This is a genomic window from Pandoraea commovens, from assembly GCF_024704525.1.
In the GTDB taxonomy this organism is placed as follows: domain Bacteria; phylum Pseudomonadota; class Gammaproteobacteria; order Burkholderiales; family Burkholderiaceae; genus Pandoraea; species Pandoraea commovens.
In genome coordinates, this window is the sequence record NZ_CP102780.1 from 3961843 (window position 1) to 3982355 (window position 20513).

The following is a 20513-nucleotide window of genomic DNA, read 5'->3' on the forward strand; positions in this document are numbered from 1 at the left end:
TGGTGGTAGGGATGGCGGTTCTCGTCGGACTCACCGCACCCGTTTCGTCGTACGCGGCGCAGGGGAAGTTAAGCGTCGTGGCTTCGTTCTCAGTACTCGCCGACATCGTGCAAAGCGTGGGCGGCGATCGCATCGACGTCACCTCGCTGATTCCACGCAATCGCGATGCCCATCACTTCGAGCCCAGCCCTGCGGATGTCGCAGAAGTGCGTAAGGCAGATGTCGTGTTTGTGCACGGCGTCGCTGGCTTTGAGGGGTATTTACCTCGCCTGATCGCAGCGTCCGGTTACACCGGTCCGGTCGTGACGGTTTCGGAGGGAGTGAAGTTGCGAACCCGTGTTCGCAAAGGCGTGGCGGGCGACGATCCGCACACTTGGAACAATCCAATGAATGCGGTCATCTACGTGGGCCACATCAAGGACGCCCTCGAAGCGAGAGATCCGGCAGGCCGCGCCGAGTACGAAGCCAATGCGGCGCGTTACATCGCTGCGCTAAAGGCCATCGATGCCGACGCTCGCCAACGGTTGGGCAAGATTCCTGAGGCGCAACGCGTGGTGATCTCATCGCACGCGGCGTTTGGCTATCTCGGCGACGCGTATGGCATTACATTTCTCTCGCCGATGAGTATCTCAACGGCCGACGAACCGTCTGCCAAGCACATCGCCGCGCTGATCGATCAGATCCGCAAGGAGCGCGTGTCGGCCTACTTCGTCGAGAATTCGAACAATCCGCGCCTCGTGGAACTGGTCGCCAAGGCGACCAACGTGAAGCCCGGCGGCGAGCTGTATGCAGAAGCGCTTTCAGCCCCGGGCGGCCCGGCATCGACGTATCTCGACATGCTTCGTCACAACGTCGACACGCTCGCCACGGCGTTGGAGAAAGCGCCTGCGCAGGCCAGCGCGAAGTAGCGGCAATAGGCAATGGCGCGCCGCGTGTCGTAACGCGGCGCGACTGCACTCATTTCGGAAGATTGTCGAGATAGTATTGTGCCGCGCGCGTGACGTGGCGCTCGGCAAGCAACGCCGCGAAGGCGGCGTCGCCCGTTTGCACGGCGCGCAATATCGCGGCGTGCTCTTCCCACGTAACGCGAACTTCCTCGTCATCGGTTTTGACGAAGACAATACGCGTCCGATCACGTAGCGAGCGCATCAGATCGGCCAGCATTGCGTTAGCACCAGCCGCGTACAAAAGATCGTGAAAGCGCGCGTTCAGCTCCAGCAGCCCGGAGGTTTCACCCGCGGCGACCTTTGCATTGCCTTCCTGCAGGACGGCCTCGATTCGCTGGACAAGCTCCGGCGAACGGCGCTCTGCGGCCAGCCGGGCGTTGAGGCCTTCAAGCGTGGCGCGAATCTGCACGAGTTCTCGTGTCGATGCCGGATCGATCGAAGCCACCACCGCTCCATGCCTTGGGCGCACCTCGACCAGCCCTTCGACGGCCAGCGCCCGCAGGGCCTCCCGCACCGGGACGCGTGAGACATCCAGCTCCTCGGCGATCCGTCCTTCGACGAGCCGGTCGCCAGGCTTGTATTCGCCCTTGGTGATCGACTCACGCAGACGATCGAACACCAGATCAGACAATTGCTGATGCATGATCGGCACGCGCCCATTTGCCGCCTTGGCTCCCCGCACCATATTTCCAGTCTCCCCTAACCGCCAATGGCGCAATTCTAGCAGCGCGCGGCATTTCGTAGACTGTACACAATATGAATTTGGGGGCGGCATCTCTCAGCCTCGGTCCGGAATCGAAGCCATGAATGCAAGCATTTCCCGCCCGAGCCAGTCCTCGCCGGAATTGAAATGCGCCACGATGGACGTGTGGTTGTGCCCGCGTGCCTGCACGAAGCGCGGCGGCGCCCCCCGATGCCGCAGCAAACGCAGGAAGAACTCAGCGCCGTAATCGTCGAGAAACCGATTCTCGTACTCGGCGACCGCAATCATGGTCGGCACGACACTTCGGGTGGCATGCGTGAGCGGTGAGCGCTCGGTATACGTCGTTTCATCGGGACCGAAATACGTCTGCACCGGTCTGGCGTTCGGATTTCGGGGATCGGTATCTGCAAAGAGTCTCGCGCTAATAAGCACCAGTCCCGCGACGATCCCGCGCATGTCGTCACCTCGTGCGTGCGCAGGATCGAACAGGCTGCTTGCCGCATGGGTGCCCCCGGCGGAATGCCCGACCAGGATAATCCTCTGCGGATCGATGCCCCACTCCCGGGCGTGTTCGTGCACCCACAGGACGGCATCGGCGACATCGTCCGTCCCGCCAGGCCACGGCGCAACGTCGGCCAATCGATATTCCACGTTGACGGCCACAACGCCCTGCCTCGCGAACCAGTGGCAAACGTTGTCGTAAATCTCGCCGTTCACGCTCTTGCTGCCGCGTACAAACGCCCCGCCGTGAACGAAAATCACGGCATCGTGAAGGGCGTCGGGCGAATCGCTCGATTTGCGCACAGGGCTAAACACATCGAGTACCTGACGCGCGTGCGTGCCATACGGCAGATCGCGCGTCACATGCGGGCTCTTCGGTGCGGCCGCGACGACCGGCGTGTAGCAATCGATCACGATCTTGCGATTGCCGACGATATCGTCATTCCAGCGCGGGCCGATCTCCCGCAGCTGCTGGCGCTGCGCCTGCGGCAATGCGCCGAACGGCTCCATGGCGACGTTGTCCGCATTCACCATGACACGCTCACATCGCCGTTGACGAACGTCTGGCAGGCCATCCGGTAGCCTTCTGCGATCGCTTCGTCCGTCAGATGACGGCGCTCTTTGGCCTTGACTGCGTCGGTATGCGCGATGCCCGCTTCGACCTTGCATCGACAGGTGCCGCACAGCCCACCACCACACTTGAACGGTATACCGCCCTTCTCCCGCAGCGAAACCCTCAACAGATTGCTGTTCGGCGGGGCCTCGACGGTCTTGCCGCCATTCGTCAAGAAGGTGATCTGAACCGTCGTCGCGGCGCGCACGGTGTCGTCGCGCCGGGCCAGCCGCGCGGCCGCAGGATCGCCACCGACTAAAGACTGTAGTGACGCGAGCGCGTCGGGAACGCTCTCGAACTGCTCGAAGAATTTTGTCGGCACGAGGTTGGCGTCACCACCCGCCTCGTCGACGATGCGCACGCGCGTCGGCGTGTCGAGTCTGGCGACCACGAAGGCCGCGACATGGCGTTTTCCGTAAAAATAGTCGTGCGTTTCCAGCGCGGTGATGCCGGGTGTCGGCTCGCTGCGGTATTGGCCCGGGCGACTCGTCAATACAATGAACATGCGAACTCCTTGTCGCGATGGCGCTGCTTCTGCGCCTATTGCTTCTACTTCGCGCAGACTTCCGGAGCGGTAACGGCGACCTCGGCCCCTTGCTCCAGTTCGATATCGTGCTCGATCCACAACTGGCACACGAGCCTGTAGCCCTCGGACAACCGCTCGCCCAGTTGCTTCTTCTCTTTCCAGTTAGGGGCGGGCAAATGCTCGCCGCCCGCCAGCACCCGGCAGGCACACCGTGCACACTTGCCCATCCCGCATTCGTAGCGCAGATGCGGATACGGGAACTGCTTGATCCCCGCGCGCACCACGAGATTGGCGTTCGGCTTCACCTCTTCCTGAAAGGTCTGCCCGTTCTTGTGAAATACGACGATTGGCATGAAGCCCCCTGTCAGATCCGATGTTTCACGCGGCCGCATCGACCGGCGGCGCGTGGTGAAAGGTGAAGCTGTCGGCGTACAAGTACCGTACGCTCGCCCCGTTCGCGACGAACGATCGGGTCGCGTCGGCGATCATCACCGGCGAACCACACAGATAGATGGCGTGCCCCGACAGATCGGGCTGATCGGAAAGCACCGCGTCTTGCACGTAGCCCCGCACGCCCTGCCAGCCTGCGTCCGCACGCGAGAGCACCGGCACATAACGGAAGTCCTCGTGCGTCGCAGCGAGCGCTTCGAGTTCTTCGTGCAGATACAGGGCGTCGGCAGTGCGTGCGCCCCAATACAACGTGATGGGTGGCGTATCGCCCTCGGCCAGCATTTCGGACAGCATGCTGCGAAGCGGCGCGATGCCCGTGCCGGTCGCGACCATCACGATCGGACGATAATCGTCCGCGTGATAGCCAAAAGCACCGAGCGGCGCTTCGATGTCCAGCGTCTCGCCGGCGCGCAGCGTGCCGAGTCGCCGATGCGTGAAATGGCCACCGTCGATACGCCGGATGTGGAACTCCGCCAGCGCGGGATCGTCCGCCAACGTCGCTCGCGACGCCATCGAGAAACTGCGTACGCCGAGGTCACCCAGCAGTACGTTCAGGTATTGCCCCGGACGAAACGCGAAGGGCTGCCCATCGTCAAACGTCAGCACGAGACGCGTGACGTCACCGCTCAGGGGTTCGACGCGCAGCACCTTCGCCTGACGGCGCTGTGCCGCCGGAGCATCCAGCACTCGTTCGGTACTCACCACGAGATCGGAACAGGCACGTGCCTGACAGAGCAACGCGAAGCCCGCATCGGCCTCCTCCTGCGACAACGCGAGGGGCATCTCTTCGTATTGCACGTGTCCTTCGCGCAACGTCACACGACATGTCCCGCAGCCGCCGAACTCACATTCCGACGGCAGCACGACGCCCGCCCGGTGCGCCGCCGACAGCACGGTCTCGTCGGGCGATGCATCGAAGCTGCACTGCGCTTCGATCCAGGTGATTCGATGGGCCACGATTTTCCTCGCCGTCAGAGTTTGATGTCAGCCTGCACCAGCACTTCGCGAGCGCTGGCACCCAGCAACGATTGCAGCGCGGCGAGGCCCGCCAGCCCCGCCTGCGTGTCCTGCTCGCCGTTCCCCCCGGACAAGCCGATGCCGCCCACGACCTGACCATCGACCACGATGGGGAAGCCACCGACGAACGCAGCAAACCGGCCTTCGAAACTCCACTGAATGCCGAATGCCTCGTTGCCCGGCAGTGCAGGACCGTTCGGCGGCGTGGTGAACAAATGCGTCGAGCGCTTGTGTCCGGCAGCGGTGAACGCCTTGTTCCAAGCAATCTGCGGGCCAGTGATACGGCCGCCGTCCATCCGTTCGAGCGCGAGTGGAAAGCCGCCTTCGTCTACGACGCAAATCGATTCGAGTACGCCGATTTCGTGCGAGCGCGCGATGGCTGCGGCAATCATGTGACGCGCTTCGGCCAGTTCAAGTTTGAAGAAAGGTTTCATGTCGAAGTGAGAATCCTGTGTTGATCGGACGTATGCGGTCGGCGTCAGACGCCGCGATAGATCGTCTTGACCTGCAAATAGAAGTCGAGTCCGTCGCGCCCCGATTCGCGGAACGTCGCCGTGCTCGACCGCTTGAGGCCGCCGAACGGAGCGTTGATCAGATTGCCGGTCGTCGTGCGATTGATCTTGACGGTGCCGACTTCGATGTCGTCGACGAAGCGATGCATGAGGCGCGCGTCCTGCGTGACGAGCGAAGCGGCCAGCCCGTAGCCGCTGTCGTTGGCCACCGCAATGGCATCCTCATAGCCATCGACATCGATGACGGCGATCACTGGTCCGAAGATTTCTTCACGAGCGATGCGCGCGTCGCGAGGCACATCGGTGAAGATCGCGGGTGTCACGAAGTAGCCGTGCGCATAGGCACCGTCCACGAGCTGTGTGCCACCGCAAACCAGTTTGGCTTCGCCACGGCCAATTTCGACGTACTCAAGTACCGTCCGAAGCTGCCCCTCGGTGGCGAGCGGCCCGATATCGTTGCCCGCCTCGAGCCCCGGACCGATCTTGAGTGCCACCGTTCGCGCTACCAGTTTTTCGACGAACGCCGCACGAATCTCGCGGGCCACCAGCACACGACTTGTGCCTGTGCATGCCTGCCCCGTTAGCGAGAATCCGCCCTTTACCGTGAGATCGACAGCGCGGTCAATGTCGCGGGCATCCAGCACGATCAGCGCGTTCTTGCCGCCGAGTTCCATTTGCGTGCGCGTCGACATCGATGCCGCGCGGTGAATCTGCTCACCCGCCGACGTCGAGCCCGTGAAGGAAATCGCACGAATCTCCCTGGCACCGACAAGCACCGGTCCGACGGCGCTGGCGCTGCCAGTAACGAAATTCAGCACGCCGCGCGGGATGCCCGCTTCGACGAACGCCTCGACCAGCCGCAGGCCACTCAAGGGCGCATCGGTGGCGGGCTTGAATACAACCGTGTTTCCGCAGATCAAGGCGGGCGCAATCTTGCGCGCCGGAATCGAGACGGGGAAATTCCACGGGGAAATGACGGTCACGACGCCGAGCGGTTCGCGAACGGTATACACCGCCATGTCTGCGTCGTCGTTCGGGAAGGTCTCGCCACCGAACGATTGGGCTTCGATGGCGTAGTAACGCAAGGTCTGGGACGCGCGCAGAAACTCGTCCTTGGCGAGCGATTTCTGCTTGCCCTCCTCGCGGGCAAGCTCATCGCCGAATCGCTCTGCGTGACGCTCCAGATAGGCAGCAGCGCTCAGCAAGACTTTGGCGCGCACGCCGGGTGCGGCACGCTTCCATGCACCGAATGCCGAGGCGGCTGCCTGAACCGCCGCTGTCGCGTCCGCTTCGCCGGATGCCTGAAAGACGCCGACGACATCGCGTGTGTCGGCTGGGTTACGATTCTCGAAGGTGCGTCCGGTCTGGCTCGCGCACCATTCGCCGTCGATGTAGTTGAAGAACGTGGGCACAGTTGTCATCACTGCAACAGTCCTGCAAAGAAGCCGAGGGGCCGCGCTCCCCTGCCTGCCATGCGCGGCACAGGAACGCGGCGCTACGTCAGTCAGGCCGCCAGCCCAAGCTCAGGCAGCGGCAATTCCTTCTCCACGTAGTCGTAGTAAAGCGCCGTGGTATACAGCAGGCGCATTTGCGCACCGATCTCGCAAATCTTCAGGCAGCGCGCCTGAAGCTCCGGCGTGTTCGCGTTCTCCAGCACGATCTGGTAACCGCGCTCGCCGTGGATCTCGTCGGACACGATGTGCAGATCGAAGAACTCGACTTCTTCGTCGGTGAACTTATAGGTGTCGCGCAGCGTAGGCGTCTGCTTGCGATAGATCGACGGGACTTGCGACTCAAGCCCCACCACCAGCCCGGCCACCGCGACCACCGGGTCTTCGCGCATGGCCACGGCGTAGCACCAGCTTTGCAGTCCGCGCGTCGTGGGCGACATATTGTCCGGATCGACCACGCGCTCACGCGTCGTGCCGCAGGCCTCGGCGAAGCGGATCAGCAGATCGGTGTGACGATCGCCACCGATCTCTTCCTCGTACATGTTCGCAAGCAGGAAGTCCTTCGCTTCGGTCATGTGATCCGGCGTACGCGCATACAGGTAGCCGAGATAGTCGGCAAACGGCCCGACGTAGTGGTAATGGTTCTCGGCCCAGCGGGCGAGATGCGCGCGAGAGAGCTTGCCGCTCGCCCACGCCACGCTAAACGGCGCCTTGTTCGCGCTCTTGCCCTTGATTGCCTCTTCGAGTGCCGCGCGGAAGGTTTCGCGGTCCATCAGCTCTGCCATGTCCAACTCCTTTGATTGCCAGGTGAACGATCCCTAAGCGCTGGATCGGATGATTTTTGTATACGGTATACTGTTTTGCAAAAAATGCCAATACGACGAAACGAGTGAGTCAGTAGTCTTTTCGGGAAGGTCAGTCGGCCGAACGGCCAGCAGCGGCGGCCTGCGGCGCGGCATGGGTGCCGATGTGTGCAGCGGGTACTGCAGATGCGTTGCCATTGCCGACGGGTTCGATGGCGTCGAGCGCAATGCCGTTGGTCTCGGGCAGCATGATCGCCGCGATGACGACAAGTCCGTAACCGACAGCCGCCACGACAGGGATCGCGAGCGTCAGCGTGGTGTGACCGCTGGCAAGCCAGCCCGCCATGAACGGAAACACGGAGCCGATCACACGCCCGGCGTTATAGGCCACGCCGTAGCCCGTCGCCCGAATCTCATGCGGATACGTCTCGGAGATGGTGGCAGCGACCCCGGCAAACGTCCCCTGCATCAGCACGCCCATCAGGAAACCCAGCACCATCATGACCGGCATAGGCGCGGGGATCAGCATGTACGCAATGCTCATCGCGAAGGCCCCGATCGCGAACAGAATGTACGTCGGTCGTCTGCCCAGCTTGTCGGTGCACCATGCGCCCACGACATAGCCCACGATGGATCCGGTAATGGTGATGGCCAGCCACAATCCGGTGCCTGTGACCGAGAGGCCACGCTCGGTCTTGAGCCACGTGGGCATCCACGTTGCGATGGCGTAATACGAGCCGAGCATGCCGCCGGAGAGCAGACTGCACCACAGCGTACGGGCTGCGAGTCGGCCCTTGAACACGCCGCGAATCGTCGTCAAAGGGCTCGTCTGACTGCGCTCGGCCAGCGTGCGCGTGAAAGCTTCCGGCTCTTCGAGATTGCGTCGCAGCCAGAACACCAGCAATGCGGGTGCCACGCCGATGAACAAGCACACGCGCCACGCCCATTCCGGCGGCAGCCAGTTGAAAATCGCGCTGTAAGCCAGCGCCGCCAGCGCCCAGCCAAACGAATAGCTGCTGGCCGTGAATCCCGAGAACTTACCGCGATGCGCCGGATTACGGATCGTCTCCATGACCAGCACCATGCACAGCGACGACTCACCGCCGAAGCCCAACCCCTGAATGATGCGCAGCACGGCCAGTTGCGTAGGCGAGTTGGCCAGCCCGCACGCGAAGCATGCCAGCGCAAAGAGCGCGATAGTCCATCGTAGAATCTTCACCCGGCCGTAGCGATCTGCAAGCAGGCCCGCGCCGATCGCGCCGACGAGCGAGGCGATCAGTGTGTAAGTGACGATGCTGCCTGCCGTCGCCTTGCTCATATTCCAGGTGGTGAGCAACACCGGAATGAGGAAGGAATAAATCATGAAGTCGTAGACGTCGACCGTATGGCCGATGAACGTACCTGCAAAGGCACGCTTCTCGTTTCTCGATAGTGAGCTGAGCCAGGACATGGTGGTGTCCTCCTTGAGTTGTCTTGGTTCTGTGGGATCGTCGGTAATGAAAAGGGTGGTGCCTCAGGCGGGTGGAACAAAAGCGTAGCCGGCCGCTTCAAGCAGTTCGGCGACTCGGATGGCGCGCAAGTCGTGGTACAGCGGTGCCACGATTTGTACGCCGACAGGCAGGCCCTGCGCGGTGCGCCCGGCCGGCGCAACCGTCGAGGGCAAACCGCACAGGCCTGAATGGCCTGCCCAGAAAAGCTGAGTGGTGAGCGGCTGCGCGCGACCGTTCACGTCGAGGGTGCGTTGCCACGGCGCACCGGCTTCGTTCAAGGGAAATGCTGGCGTCGCGGCCACCGGACAGAGCAGAACGTCCACCTGCTCGAACAACGCGCGCCACGCGGCGGCATACCCCTCACGCAGCGGTTGCAGACGCAGCCAGTCGCGATGGCTCAGCACCGCGCCGGTGTGTTGGAGCGAGGCGTAGCGCATATCGTCGTGCGCGACTTCGCGCGCCGCCGTCTGTGCGGATGCGTAAGCCTCGTCGGACAAATAACCGCAAGTCGCTGCACGCAGGAGTAGCGTGTACACCCGCAAGAGTTCGGCCGCATCGAGTGCCGGACGCGCGTTCCAGACGACCTGAGCGCCTTCACGCTCAAGCGTCTTGCCCAGATCCACGAGGCATTGCTCGACGGTGGCATCGACCTCGGCAACGGCATGATTTGGGAGAATGCCGAAACGAACCTGACGCAAGTCGTCGACGTCACAAGGCGGAAGCTCGATGCGTACCGCGCAGGCTGCATCGACCGACGGGCCAGCAAGCGCGCTCAGCACATGACGTAGGTCGGATGCGCTGCGCGCGAGTGGCCCGGCCACATTGATGTCGGGAAAGGTCACACCGCCGGGCAACCCGTGACCGTCGAGCGGTATGAGGCCATGCGTGCTCTTATGCGAAAAGATCCCGCAGTAGTGCGCGGGATTGCGGATTGAGGAGCCGATGTCGGAACCGACGTCGAAGAACGCCATCCCCGAACAGACGGCGGCCGCGCTCCCGCCCGACGAGCCTCCGGGAGTGCGCGACAGATCGTGCGGATTGCGCGTGGTGCCGTACACCGCGTTGTAGCTCTGCCAGTCGCGCAACCAAAGCGGCACATTGGTCTTGCCAAGCAGGATGGCACCCGCATCGAGCAGACGCTGTACGACGGTGGCATGTCGCGTGGCCATGTTGTCTGCGAACGCGGGATCCCCCACGGTCGTGGGCCAGCCGAGCACATCGAACGATTCTTTGATGGTGAACGGCACCCCGTGCAACGGCCCTCGCGCAAGTCCTTCCCGTCGCTGCGCATCGCACTCCCGAGCGGTCAGGTACGCTCGCTCGAAATCGCTCACTACAACCGCATTGAGCCGGGGGTTGGCTTCACGCCAGACGCTTTCGCAGGCTTGCACAAGTTCGACGGAAGTCACTTCGCCGCGAAGGAGCGCCGCTTGTACGGCCCCTACTGAGGCGTGGTGCGAGGGGAAACCTATACTGACTGGCCTTGCTACGGGTTCAGCCAGCGTCGCTCCCGGGGGATGATCGAAAGCGTCAATCGTGAAGTTTGTCATGATGGGGTACGTATTTCAGTATTCTGTATACCATCTGCCGACAAATTACGACTGTCAAGGGACTGGGGGATCAGGGTTTGTGCGGAGTAGCCTGCCGAGTGGCAGGCGCTTGAGGGAGTGACCGGGTACTTCACCCGGTCGTTAGATGGCGCGTTACGCCTTGAGCAAGGCCGACGCGTTGCGCGTCAGGATGGCATGTCGACGCGACTCGTCGAGTCCGGACAAGTCGTCGTGCGGCTTGAGCAATCCCATCGGGAACGGCCAGTCGGAGCCGAACACGACATTTTCCGAACCGAAGACGGACTCACTCAGCGCCAACGCGACGTCATCGTGCGTAATGCAATCGACGTAGAAGCGGGAGAAGATGCCACGCGGAGAAGGAAGCGTCACATCGACGCCCGGTCGGGAGGTTCGATAGCCGCGCTCGTATCGACCGGCAAGCACGGCGGTGGCGCCACCGCCATGCGCAAGACAAAAGCGAATTTCCGGATGCCGGACCGCCACGCCCCCGAAAGCAAGGTGCGACGCCGCGACAGTCGTCTCTACCGGATTACCCATCAGATTCTCCAGGTAGAACTTGCTCAGGCGAGTGTCGCAGCACTGCCCCGGGTGAAGGAATAGAAAAGCGGATTGCGCATTCAACGCCGCCCAGAGGGGCTCGTATGCGGCGTCTGAGAGCGTGCCATCGTATCCCCCTGCAGCCGCCGCGTAGCGAAACGTTTCTTTGTTTTCCAGCACCAGCCGAGCCGCGAGCTCGGGGTGTTCGAGCGGCAGATGCAGCAGCGCAGACAGACGCGATGGGAAGCGCTCACAAACCCTTCGCAACCCATCGTTGACATACGCGCACCACACCGACGACGCAGCCCGATCCAGCGATTGTCGATACATCGGTGGCGGTATCGACACCCATGCTTGCGCGACGCCTTGTTGATCCATCCACTCGATCAGCGCTTCGGGCGAAAACAAGGCACTCAGCCCGATCGTGTGACCGTCGAGCGTGAGCCGTCGTGCTGCGCTGTCCCATTGAACATTCGCCATCGTGGACAGCCGGGCCTCGTCGATCGGGGCCAGATGCGCGTGAACATCCAGCGCAATGCGTGTGGTTTCCATGTCGACTCCGAACTCACTGCGTCTACCCATCAACTGGGTTCGAGATTTGCGTTCATTTCCTTGCCCCAAAACTCCGGCGACCAGCGCGGCCCCCATGTGTAAGGCAAATCGCTCCAGTCACGGCAAAGCCACCGGTCGGTGATCTTGTCCATGTCCGCGTAGAACTCCACCCAGCTCCCCCACGGATCGCGCACGTAGTGAAACAGATTGGAAGCGATCGCGTGCCGCCCGGGACCGAAGCCGTCACCGTATCCTGCTTCGCGCATTCGCCACGCCCCGTAGCCGATGTCGTCGAAGCTCGGCACCTGGAAGCTCGCGTGCTGGAAGCCCCGGTGGGAGCTATTGATCAACCCGAAACAATGATGATCGATGACGCCCTGACCCGCCGCCATGAACGCAACCTTGCCAGCGGCGCGGTCCGTCGTTCGCAAGCCCAGTACGTCCGAGTAGAACCGCTCGGCACGCGCCCATTCCGATGTAAAGATAAGCAGGTGCCCGATTCGTAATGGCGGTCTGTCTTTCTCAAGGGTTTGCCACAAATTGATGTCGACACGATCGGCAGCACCACCGAAATTGAAGGTCGGGACCTCGACGCGCGGCAATGCATCGGCGGTCTCAGGATTCAGATGAATCCATGTGCCCCACGGATCCTCGAACCAGAGCCCCTCGCGCTGCCATCCGTCCGGGGCGCAGGGATAGACCTTGATTCCGGCGGCCTCGATGCACTGAGTCATGTCCGCCACCGACGTCGGCGCGATACGAAAGGACAGGTGATGCAGTCGCTTCTTCTCGCCTTGCATCAGCACGATTTCGTTGCTGGATCGACCCGGTGAGTTACACAGCAGCGCCCGGCCATCATCTGAGCGACGCACATCCAATCCGAACGTTGCGTAAAAGCGTTGTGCGACGTCCAGATCGGGTACGGTCATGCCGAAGCCGTTCAAACCCTCTACAGCAGACGTTGTCATAAGGCACCTCGATAGGGAAATTCGGTATCAGACACCGATCCGGATGCCGGATTTGCCGTGCAGATCAACGCGCGCCATCCGATTTCTGAGTTCTCCGAGGCCGCTTCCACGTACGATCACCTCGTCACCTTCATGGAGAAATACTTGCGGCTCGCGCGCATTGCCAACGCCGCTGGGCGTTCCCGTGAGCAACACGTCACCGGCACGTAACGTCATGCCAAACGACAATTCTGCGATCAGTTCGGGGATCGAGAACGCCATGAGTCGCGTGCTCGCCGACTGAAGCACCGTGCCGTTGACGACGCACTCAAGCTGGACGTTTGCGGGATCGATTTCGTCCGCGGGCACGATCCACGGCCCCAGCGGCATGGTTGCGTCGATACTCTTTCCCTTCAGCCATTGCCCGCCGTGACGTCGCTGGAGATCGCGCTGGGAGATGTCGTTGGCCAGGCAATAGCCCCACACATACTCCATCGCGTCCTCCACCGGAATGCTCCGTCCGGTCTTGCCGATAATGACCGCCATCTCGGCTTCATAGTCCCACTTGGCGGACAGCGACGCGTCGTACGCAATGTCATCGACCGGCCCGATCACGGTATCCGGCCCCTTGGTGAAAAACGTGGGGGCGGTAGGCGGGGGAACATCCTGCCCTTCCCGCTTTCCCTTGCCCTCTTCGAAGTGGTCCCAGTAGTTCCAACCGGTACAAAGTACGTCGCGATAAAAGCGCTGAATCGGCGCGAGCAGACGCGCTTCGCTAACCGCCACCCGAGGGGCATCGGGCGACGTCGCGTAGCGTCGGGCCTGCGCCAGTGCCTCCTTTCCACCGCCGATCAGCGCCACCATATCGCCCATCGACGCGGGCAGGATGATCCATTCGTCATCTTTTCTGACGGCGATGCGCTTCTCACCGTTGTATTGCAGCGTTGCGAAAGCCATGATGCTCCTCAGTGGGTAGTCACGATCTATCGATGCGATGTCTCAGACTTCAGACGTCAGACGTCAGGCCTGCGGCAAGACGGCGATGGCGTTGATCTCGATGAGATAGTCGGGCGAGACCATCTTGGTCACCTCGACCATCGTGGAAGCGGGCAGCGGCGGATGGAAATACTCGCGTCGTACCTTGTGGATGGCCTCGAAGTGCTCCATGTTGCGCACGTAGACGTCGACGCGACAAACATCCGCAAGCGTGCCGCCAGCGGCCGTGACAGCACTCTTGATGTTCTCGCAGACCTGACGGGTCTGCGCTTCGATGTCGCCAACACCGGCGATCGTGCCGTCGGGACGTCGAGCGGTCATCCCGGAAATGAACACGAGCTTGCCCTTCGCCTCGATGGTGGTCGCCTGCGAAAAGTGCCCGTTGGGCGTGCGCAGTGCGTCGGTGCTGATTTGCTCTTTCGCCATGATGAAAGTCCTGTTGTTAGCCTGCTGTCGTTAGCCTGCTGTCGTTAGCCTGCTGTCGTTAGCCTGATGAGGCGGTGAGTTGCTTCAGATATCTGCCCATGCCGCTGGCGCTTGAACACCCGCGACGCTCGCCAGCCCGGCAAGCTGTCGTGCTACGTCGACGGCGACCGGGCATGTCTGCCCGTTTGCCTGAGCGACTTGCCAACTGATCTCCCCCGGGCTGTAAAGCCGTTCCGTACCGGCCGCGGGGGTCGACGTGCGGACCTTGGCGGCCAATTCGGATGCGCGCTGTTCGAGCGGCCGCTGCAAACCGAATTGCGAGGCATCGATTGCGAGAAATGCCTGCGCGCTGTTGTACGGCGTAGCGTTGGCACCGTAGAGCGGCCGCACCTCGTCGGCGACACCGCCGTCCGACAGGCCGCCGCATAGCAGATCGATCATGAAAGCCATGCCGAAGCCCTTCGGCCCCGCTGCTGGCAGCAGCATTCCTGCAATGGCCTTTGCTGCGTCCCGAGTAGGCATGCCGTGCGCGTCGACGGCCCAGCCCTCGGGAATCTCCTGCCCCGCCGCCTGCGCGAGCCGGATCTTGCCCATCGCGCTTGCGCTCATGGCCATATCGAGCTCTACGGGAATGTCGTCGGCGTGCGGCATCGCAATCGCCAACGGGTTGTTGCCGAGAACCCGTTCCGCTCCACCGGGGGCTGGCATCAACGGGCGGGTGTTCGCCATCGCAATGCCGACGCACCCCGCATCGGCTATTTTTCTCGCCCAGAATCCAGCTTCGCCGAAATGGAATGCGTTTCGTACGGTGACCATCGCCAGCCCGTAGCGTCGGGCTCTTTCGATGGCGAGCGTGATGGCCTGCTTCGCGCTCACCTGGCCGAGCACGTTTTCCGCATCGAGTACGACGACGGCCTTGGCGTCATGAGCGACCTGCGCGAACTCAGCCTTACTGACGGAGCCAGCGCGAATCCGCTCGATGTACATGGGCAACAGCATGACCCCGTGCGACGCTTTCCCCCCCAGATCGGCGGCAATCAGCGGGTCGGCCACCGACGTCGCCACCGCCATCGAGACGCCTTCGGCAACCAGAAGACTCACGACCAGTTCACGTAGTGTGTCGGTCGGCAAACGGACCGACGAGTTGTCAGTGAGCATCGCGTTCATCCGTGTACCAGTCGGGCTTCTGCGGATAGTGCGGACCGTCGTAGATCTCGACAACGACGGTCTCCTCATGCGCAATCGTCGGGCCGTGAACATTGCCCTTCGGGTTGCAATAGAAGCTTCCCGGCAACAGCGTGACGCCGGTGGACGTGTATTCGTACTTGCCGCTCAGGCAGTACATGAACTGATTGGACGCGTGGGAATGCGGGGCAGGAATGCCTGCGCCCTTCGAAAACTTGATCAGCGCGATCGACGCACCGGTTTCGTCGTCGCGCCAGAACATTTTCTCCGCCACACCGGCAAGCGATTTTTCCCGCCAGGGCATCTTTTCGCTGTGCAGCAGTATCTCGGCCATCGAAGGCATCGGCGCACCGGCCGTCGTTGTCTGCTTATCGTTACCGCTCATGAAATTGACTCCCGTTATGTGTCGACATTCACAAAAGCACGTGCGCTCAGATCGCTCCCGCCATCTCTGCCGTATGCGGCAACCACGGACGAAGCGCGAATTCGATGGCGGCAATCGCCAGATAAAGCAGCAGCCCGAGCAAAGCCAACGAAATCAGTGCGGCAAAAGCGAGTGGCGTATTCAGTTGTGAATTGGCGACCAGCAGCAGGTTGCCGAGACCTTCGGTACTGCCCACAAACTCGCCGATCACCGCGCCGATCACCGCGAGCGTCACGGCGATTTTTGCACCGGAGATCACGTGTGGAAGCGCGGCAGGCATTTGAATCTTGAGAAAGATCTGCATGCGTGTCGCTCTCAGCGACGTGGCCAGTTCGATGAGATTGACCGGCGTGGTTCGTAGCCCTGTGGCGGTATCCACGACAATCGGAAAGAACGCGACCAGCCACACCAGTGCCAGCTTCGATTCGATGCCCGTGCCCAGCCAGACCAGCACGATAGGTGCGAGCGCCACCTTAGGCACCGACTGCATCGCGATGAGGAGCGGATAGAACATCCGGTTCAATATCGGCGAATTCGCAATGGCAAAAGCGATAGGAACGCCGACGATGAACGCCAGAGCAAAGCCATAGACGCATTCCAGGAGCGTGACCCACCCTTGCGACAGCAGCGCCGCCCGGTCGTCGACAAATGACTGTGCGATCTGAGTAGGCGTCGGAAGCACCGCAATAGGGACATGGAACATCACCACATACATCTGCCAGATGACCAGCAGCAGCACGATGCCGAACGCGGGATACCCGATCACGCGAAGGTTCAGTGTCTTCATTTCACGACTCCGAGTGCAGTGCTGGCCTGATGTTCGTAGGCCGTAAATTTCGGCGTGAACCGGAGTGCCTGCGTTCTGGGATAAGGGAAGTCGATGGCGATGCGTTCCGCGATTTTTGCCGGACGCTTGCTGAATACGAGGACTTCGTCGGACAGATAGACCGCTTCGGAAATGCTGTGCGTGACGAACATGACGGCAGCCCGCGTGTGTTCGCGAACAGACAACAGTAGATCGTGCATCTCCATACGTGTGAAATCGTCCAGCGCGCCGAACGGCTCATCCATCAATAGCAGCCGCGGCGCATGGATCAACGCGCGACACAACGCCACCCGTTGCTGCATGCCCCCGGAAAGCTCGTGCGGGCGAGCGCTGGTGAAGGCCTCCAGGCCGACCAGCGTAAGCAGTTCGTGTGCCCGGGTCTTGGCGGCTTTGTCGGCTTTCCCAAGGATCTCCATCGGGAACATCACGTTGGCCAGCACGTTGCGCCAGGGCATGAGATTGGCGCTCTGGAACACGAAGCCGAAGTCACGCTGTGGGCCGCTGATCGCTTTTCCATGGATCTTGACCACGCCCGTCGTGGACTTGGTCAATCCGGCCACGATCCGCAGTAACGTCGTCTTTCCGCAGCCGCTTGGCCCAAGCAGCGAAACCAGTTGTCCGGCGTCGAACGCGCAGCTCACCGCTTCGAGCGCGACCGTCTCGCCGTTCTTGCCGCGCGGCGGATAGATCTTGCTGACGTCTTCGATGGAGGCAAAAACGGCTTCGTTTGACGTAATGCCGCCCATGCCGGTCATGTCGAGCCGCGCGTTCATGCTGCCCCCTTGGGCAGGAAGTCGGTCGTGAACAGCGACGCCGCAGAAAGCGGTGCGCCCGGGATGCCGATGTTCTGCGCGATGAAATCGACGCTTCGCTGCATGCGGCCCGCGTCGATCCATCCCATGCCGAACCGACGCGTATCGGCACTCTGTGCGAGCGCGCTCAGCAGCTTGATCTCGCCGACGACGACTTCGCGATTGATACCCGGCACGTAGTTCGCCATGATCTCGCTGGCTGCTTGCGGATCCGCAATCGTGTCACGCCAGCCTTGCATGGCCGCCTTGACGAAGGCACGTACAGTGTCGGGCCGGGACTTGATCATGTCATCCTTGACCAGCAAACCGTTCGCGTACAGTTCGAGCCCGTGATCGGCGAGCAGCAATGTGCTCAGTTGCCCGCCGGGGAGCACCTTTTCCAACCCGACTTGCGTAAAGATGAAGTTTTCGATGGAGGGCACCTTCTTGCTGAGCAGCATGCCCACGCGCGCTGCACCATCGACGTTGACGAACTTGACGGAGCCCGGATCCAGCCGGTGCTGCTTCATGAAGCCCTGAATGACCTTGGGCGAGAAGCTTCCCGCGCCGCTGGCGATTTCCAGCCCGTTGAGTTGCTCGGGCTTGGTGACGTTCGCCCCTTGCGCGAGCGAGAAGACCGCGTAGGGAGCACTCTGATAGTTCATCGCGACGAACTTCGCGCTGCTTGCGCCGCGCCCTCTCGCCAGCGCAAGCGACACCACATCCGAAAACGCGAACTGCGCGATACCGGACTCAAGTGCCTGGATGGCTTGCGCAGTGCCCTGCCCCGGCACGATCTTGACGTTCAGTCCGGCCTGCTTGAAGTAACCCTTTCCCAACGCGACATACCACGGTGTGTGACGGCCCAGCGCGGTGAAATCGAGCGACAACGTCAGCTCGCCCTGACTCCGGTCTTGCGCCCCGGCCATCTGCCACCCGCCGGTAGCCCACCCTGCGGCGACAGCACCGAGACTTTTTACGACCTGCCGACGCTTGCTGTTCGTTGCCATTTCCGACCCCTAAGTAGAAATCCATGGATGACGCGGTCAAGCCAACTTCCCGCCGAGCCCTCACCGCGCGAAGTTGTATTTGTTCATGAGGCGTAATATAGTTTGTGACATACTGTGTGATATGTTACAGATTCGCAAGTGAAAAAATATTCCGATCGGAGCCTGTTGATGGATGCGCTGAAGTGGCCGCGGTGGCATCGTTTTTTCACCGAGCTGGTGATGCGTCGCTGTATGGCGGCGGCCGTCTACGGGGCGTTATCGGGTCGGGCGCACGTTGGTGCTCGGGTAGAATGCGATGCCCATCGTGGCCATCCGCACGGCTCGTGGTGGTTGATGCGGGGGATTGCTGTTTGTGCTCACCATCTTGCCCCGATTCGACGCGCGGGCACCGACATCCGTCTGGCGCACGTTCTGTCTCGCGTTGCGCCGCCGACGATGCTCAGCGATGAGTCCCCCACACCCGCACCCCACGATGCACGCCCAGGTGGCATGAAGTCGCGTGAGGATGCAGAAGATGCATAAGATGCAGAAGTTGAGGAAGGAGATACCGTCAGAAATGCCCAAACCGAGTCCTATCGATCTCGAAACACCGAACGCAGCCCCGACGTCGTCGCCACTTCGACGTATCGCTAAGGGCGCGTCGCTCGCCGAGCAGGCGTACGTCGAGATCAAGCGACGCATTCTTTCGCTGGAGTTCGGTCCCGGCCAGTTTTTTAACGAACTGATGATTTGCGAGCTGATCGGTTTCAGCCGCTCGCCCGTGCATCACGCAATCCAGCGGTTGAAGCTTGAAGGACTGATCGACATCATTCCGCGCAAGGGGCTTCAGATACGCCGCGAGTCGATGGACGAGATACTGGATTTGCTCGAAGCGAGATGGGCAGTGGAAGCCAATGTTGCGGCATTGGCTGCGCAGCGGCGTACAGAGGCGCAGTTGAGCCGGATGCGGGAGCTGATCGAAGCGTCGCGCGAATTGAGTCGTGCGGACGACCGCGACAGATTCATGCAAATCGATCACGATTTCCACGCGATCATTGCCGAAGCGGCCGGGAACAGTGCGTTGACGGAAATCATGCGTTCGCTGCACGAGCGATCTGCGCGGCTTTGGAAGCTTCGCTTGCTCGCCCCGGGCGATCTCGCGCATACACAGGACGAGCACTCGGCAGTACTCGATGCCATTGCAACTGGCGACGCCCAGGCGGCCGCCAGCGCGATGGGGGCTCACCTGGCGTCGCTTCGTCGTCGGCGCGTCGCCCCTACGTCGTTTAGCGAACCGCTGCCGTTGCATCCGATTGCGGAGTAAGCCGGTACGCCGCGCCTGATTCCGGATGCGACGCTGAGGGATGGCATCGCGATGACGCGACGTGTCACCAAAAGAAAAGGGGTTAGCCGAAGCTAACCCCTTATTCCTTCTGTCCTGCTGGTCGGAGCGATAGGATTCGAACCTACGACCCTCTGATCCCAAATCAGATGCGCTACCAGGCTGCGCTACGCTCCGACGAAAGAGGACGAATTCTAGAGGCTTTCTTGCGCCGCGTCAAATCGTCGCGCAAGTTTCCGGCGTCTTCTGAGCATTTTCCCGATTTCAGCTGCACAATCATTACGCAATCATCGCGCCGATGACAGTCACGCGGCCGCCACGAAAACCCGCCATAGTGGGAGGTTCACCATGTCAGAACCCGTGTCGATGAACCTGATTCTCTGGCGTCACGCCGACGCCGAAAACCTGCCCGCCTCCCTCGCGCTCAGCGCACAAGCCGATCTCGCCCGCGAACTCACCGACCGAGGCCGCAAACAAGCCGAAAAGGCCGCCCAGTGGCTCCGCCCTCGCCTGCCCGACGACGCCCTCATCCTCACCAGCCCGGCTGTACGCGCCGTCCAGACCGCTCAGGCACTCTCACCTACCCCGCGCATCGTGCGCGACCTCGCGCCCGGCGCAAACGCCGTCACGCTGCTCGGTGCCATCGACTGGCCCGGCACCGCGCAGACCATCGTGCTCGTCGGCCATCAACCCGCCCTCGGCCAGCTCGCCGCACTCCTGCTGAGCGGCCAGGAAGCCTACTGGACAATCAAGAAAGGCGGCATCTGGTGGCTCGCCTCCCGTCGCCGTGAAGACGAGAGCCAGGTCGTCGTGCGCGCCGTGGTCAATCCCGATCTCATCTGACTCATTTGACGCTTGATCTGACATTTATCGACGGGCGACAAAATCGCCCCCGCTCGTCCCTCAATGCCCGG

Annotated in this window: 22 protein-coding genes and 1 tRNA gene; 3 read left to right on the forward strand and 20 right to left on the reverse strand. The window is 61.9% G+C overall.

The features are described 5' to 3' along the window. Window positions 1-11 precede the first annotated feature (11 nt). Window positions 12-908 (forward strand): metal ABC transporter solute-binding protein, Zn/Mn family, encoded by an 897-nt coding sequence (locus tag NTU39_RS17905; protein ID WP_257958193.1) that lies wholly within the window; start codon window positions 12-14, stop codon window positions 906-908. 49 nt (window positions 909-957) lie between these two features. On the opposite strand, the gene NTU39_RS17910 is transcribed toward NTU39_RS17905, so the two are convergent. The 19 genes from NTU39_RS17910 to NTU39_RS18000 form a co-directional block, all read right to left on the reverse strand. Continuing rightward, window positions 958-1632, reverse strand: a complete 675-nt coding sequence (locus NTU39_RS17910) for a GntR family transcriptional regulator (RefSeq protein WP_150663386.1) — start codon at window positions 1630-1632, stop codon at window positions 958-960. A 93-nt stretch (window positions 1633-1725) separates the two neighbouring features. Beyond that, entirely contained in the window at window positions 1726-2685 is a 960-nt protein-coding gene (locus NTU39_RS17915; RefSeq protein WP_150663387.1) for an alpha/beta hydrolase, read from the reverse strand. Beyond that, entirely contained in the window at window positions 2679-2972 is a 294-nt protein-coding gene (locus tag NTU39_RS17920) for a 2Fe-2S iron-sulfur cluster-binding protein (protein WP_150663534.1), read from the reverse strand. The genes NTU39_RS17915 and NTU39_RS17920 overlap by 7 nt, the downstream gene beginning before the upstream one ends. Window positions 2973-3313: 341 nt before the next feature. Further along, the gene (locus tag NTU39_RS17925; RefSeq protein WP_257958194.1) at window positions 3314-3643 is read right to left on the reverse strand and encodes a 2Fe-2S iron-sulfur cluster-binding protein; all 330 of its coding nucleotides are present in this window, start codon (window positions 3641-3643) and stop codon (window positions 3314-3316) included. A gap of 25 nt (window positions 3644-3668) precedes the next feature. After that, window positions 3669-4697 carry a 2Fe-2S iron-sulfur cluster-binding protein gene (locus NTU39_RS17930; RefSeq protein WP_257958195.1) on the reverse strand — a complete coding sequence of 343 codons (1029 nt, stop codon included), beginning with the start codon at window positions 4695-4697 and terminating at the stop codon, window positions 3669-3671. A 14-nt stretch (window positions 4698-4711) separates the two neighbouring features. Then, complete coding sequence (locus tag NTU39_RS17935; protein WP_150663390.1) at window positions 4712-5191, reverse strand: GlcG/HbpS family heme-binding protein; 480 nt, start codon at window positions 5189-5191, stop codon at window positions 4712-4714. Window positions 5192-5235: 44 nt separating this feature from the next. Further along, a complete protein-coding gene (locus tag NTU39_RS17940; protein ID WP_257958196.1) occupies window positions 5236-6690 on the reverse strand; it encodes an aldehyde dehydrogenase family protein in 1455 nt (484 codons plus the stop codon). 83 nt (window positions 6691-6773) lie between these two features. Next, window positions 6774-7505: an iron-containing redox enzyme family protein gene (locus tag NTU39_RS17945; protein WP_039397245.1), complete on the reverse strand. Its 732-nt coding sequence runs from the start codon at window positions 7503-7505 to the stop codon at window positions 6774-6776. Window positions 7506-7635: 130 nt separating this feature from the next. Further along, window positions 7636-8973 (reverse strand): MFS transporter, encoded by a 1338-nt coding sequence (locus NTU39_RS17950; RefSeq protein ID WP_150663392.1) that lies wholly within the window; start codon window positions 8971-8973, stop codon window positions 7636-7638. A 63-nt stretch (window positions 8974-9036) separates the two neighbouring features. Beyond that, window positions 9037-10563, reverse strand: a complete 1527-nt coding sequence (locus NTU39_RS17955) for an amidase (RefSeq protein WP_308340578.1) — start codon at window positions 10561-10563, stop codon at window positions 9037-9039. Window positions 10564-10716: 153 nt separating this feature from the next. Further along, complete coding sequence (locus tag NTU39_RS17960) at window positions 10717-11673, reverse strand: amidohydrolase family protein (protein WP_257958197.1); 957 nt, start codon at window positions 11671-11673, stop codon at window positions 10717-10719. A gap of 29 nt (window positions 11674-11702) precedes the next feature. Continuing rightward, the gene (locus tag NTU39_RS17965; protein ID WP_257958198.1) at window positions 11703-12617 is read right to left on the reverse strand and encodes a VOC family protein; all 915 of its coding nucleotides are present in this window, start codon (window positions 12615-12617) and stop codon (window positions 11703-11705) included. Between the two features lie 51 nt (window positions 12618-12668). Further along, a complete protein-coding gene (locus NTU39_RS17970) occupies window positions 12669-13577 on the reverse strand; it encodes a fumarylacetoacetate hydrolase family protein (protein WP_150663396.1) in 909 nt (302 codons plus the stop codon). Between the two features lie 63 nt (window positions 13578-13640). Next, window positions 13641-14042 (reverse strand): RidA family protein, encoded by a 402-nt coding sequence (locus NTU39_RS17975; RefSeq protein ID WP_150663397.1) that lies wholly within the window; start codon window positions 14040-14042, stop codon window positions 13641-13643. 84 nt (window positions 14043-14126) lie between these two features. Then, on the reverse strand, window positions 14127-15200 hold the full coding sequence (locus NTU39_RS17980) for an Ldh family oxidoreductase (protein ID WP_257958199.1): 1074 nt from the start codon (window positions 15198-15200) through the stop codon (window positions 14127-14129). Beyond that, the gene (locus NTU39_RS17985) at window positions 15190-15612 is read right to left on the reverse strand and encodes a cupin domain-containing protein (protein ID WP_217426130.1); all 423 of its coding nucleotides are present in this window, start codon (window positions 15610-15612) and stop codon (window positions 15190-15192) included. Before NTU39_RS17985 ends, NTU39_RS17980 begins: the two co-directional genes overlap by 11 nt. Before the next feature lie 46 nt (window positions 15613-15658). Then, window positions 15659-16438 (reverse strand): ABC transporter permease, encoded by a 780-nt coding sequence (locus tag NTU39_RS17990; RefSeq protein ID WP_150663399.1) that lies wholly within the window; start codon window positions 16436-16438, stop codon window positions 15659-15661. After that, window positions 16435-17250: an ABC transporter ATP-binding protein gene (locus NTU39_RS17995; RefSeq protein WP_257958200.1), complete on the reverse strand. Its 816-nt coding sequence runs from the start codon at window positions 17248-17250 to the stop codon at window positions 16435-16437. The genes NTU39_RS17990 and NTU39_RS17995 overlap by 4 nt, the downstream gene beginning before the upstream one ends. Continuing rightward, window positions 17247-18278 carry an ABC transporter substrate-binding protein gene (locus NTU39_RS18000; RefSeq protein WP_150663400.1) on the reverse strand — a complete coding sequence of 344 codons (1032 nt, stop codon included), beginning with the start codon at window positions 18276-18278 and terminating at the stop codon, window positions 17247-17249. The genes NTU39_RS17995 and NTU39_RS18000 overlap by 4 nt, the downstream gene beginning before the upstream one ends. Window positions 18279-18834: 556 nt before the next feature. Between NTU39_RS18000 and NTU39_RS18005 the strand changes: the two genes are divergently transcribed. Then, window positions 18835-19581 (forward strand): GntR family transcriptional regulator, encoded by a 747-nt coding sequence (locus NTU39_RS18005; protein WP_174984386.1) that lies wholly within the window; start codon window positions 18835-18837, stop codon window positions 19579-19581. 118 nt (window positions 19582-19699) lie between these two features. Here the strand turns inward: NTU39_RS18005 and NTU39_RS18010 are convergent. After that, window positions 19700-19776, reverse strand: a tRNA-Pro gene (locus NTU39_RS18010). Between the two features lie 189 nt (window positions 19777-19965). On the opposite strand from NTU39_RS18010, the gene NTU39_RS18015 reads away from it, so the two are divergent. Beyond that, a complete protein-coding gene (locus NTU39_RS18015) occupies window positions 19966-20442 on the forward strand; it encodes a SixA phosphatase family protein (RefSeq protein ID WP_039402684.1) in 477 nt (158 codons plus the stop codon). The last annotated feature ends 71 nt before the right edge of the window (window positions 20443-20513 follow it).

Bases quoted from the DNA above. Each gene is read 5' to 3' on its own strand.
- NTU39_RS17905 (WP_257958193.1), top strand. From the start codon at position 12: ATGGCGGTTCTCGTCGGACTCACCGCACCCGTTTCGTCGTACGCGGCG.
- NTU39_RS17940 (WP_257958196.1), bottom strand. From the start codon at position 6,690: ATGACAACTGTGCCCACGTTCTTCAACTACATCGACGGCGAATGGTGC.
- NTU39_RS17975 (WP_150663397.1), bottom strand. From the start codon at position 14,042: ATGGCGAAAGAGCAAATCAGCACCGACGCACTGCGCACGCCCAACGGG.
- NTU39_RS18000 (WP_150663400.1), bottom strand. From the start codon at position 18,278: ATGGCAACGAACAGCAAGCGTCGGCAGGTCGTAAAAAGTCTCGGTGCT.
- NTU39_RS17935 (WP_150663390.1), bottom strand. From the start codon at position 5,191: ATGAAACCTTTCTTCAAACTTGAACTGGCCGAAGCGCGTCACATGATT.
- NTU39_RS17950 (WP_150663392.1), bottom strand. From the start codon at position 8,973: ATGTCCTGGCTCAGCTCACTATCGAGAAACGAGAAGCGTGCCTTTGCA.
- NTU39_RS17955 (WP_308340578.1), bottom strand. From the start codon at position 10,563: ATGACAAACTTCACGATTGACGCTTTCGATCATCCCCCGGGAGCGACG.
- NTU39_RS18005 (WP_174984386.1), top strand. From the start codon at position 18,835: ATGCCCAAACCGAGTCCTATCGATCTCGAAACACCGAACGCAGCCCCG.
- NTU39_RS17915 (WP_150663387.1), bottom strand. From the start codon at position 2,685: ATGGTGAATGCGGACAACGTCGCCATGGAGCCGTTCGGCGCATTGCCG.
- NTU39_RS17970 (WP_150663396.1), bottom strand. From the start codon at position 13,577: ATGGCTTTCGCAACGCTGCAATACAACGGTGAGAAGCGCATCGCCGTC.
- NTU39_RS17980 (WP_257958199.1), bottom strand. From the start codon at position 15,200: ATGCTCACTGACAACTCGTCGGTCCGTTTGCCGACCGACACACTACGT.
- NTU39_RS17990 (WP_150663399.1), bottom strand. From the start codon at position 16,438: ATGAAGACACTGAACCTTCGCGTGATCGGGTATCCCGCGTTCGGCATC.
- NTU39_RS17995 (WP_257958200.1), bottom strand. From the start codon at position 17,250: ATGAACGCGCGGCTCGACATGACCGGCATGGGCGGCATTACGTCAAAC.
- NTU39_RS18015 (WP_039402684.1), top strand. From the start codon at position 19,966: ATGAACCTGATTCTCTGGCGTCACGCCGACGCCGAAAACCTGCCCGCC.
- NTU39_RS17960 (WP_257958197.1), bottom strand. From the start codon at position 11,673: ATGGAAACCACACGCATTGCGCTGGATGTTCACGCGCATCTGGCCCCG.
- NTU39_RS17925 (WP_257958194.1), bottom strand. From the start codon at position 3,643: ATGCCAATCGTCGTATTTCACAAGAACGGGCAGACCTTTCAGGAAGAG.
- NTU39_RS17910 (WP_150663386.1), bottom strand. From the start codon at position 1,632: ATGGTGCGGGGAGCCAAGGCGGCAAATGGGCGCGTGCCGATCATGCAT.
- NTU39_RS17985 (WP_217426130.1), bottom strand. From the start codon at position 15,612: ATGAGCGGTAACGATAAGCAGACAACGACGGCCGGTGCGCCGATGCCT.
- NTU39_RS17945 (WP_039397245.1), bottom strand. From the start codon at position 7,505: ATGGCAGAGCTGATGGACCGCGAAACCTTCCGCGCGGCACTCGAAGAG.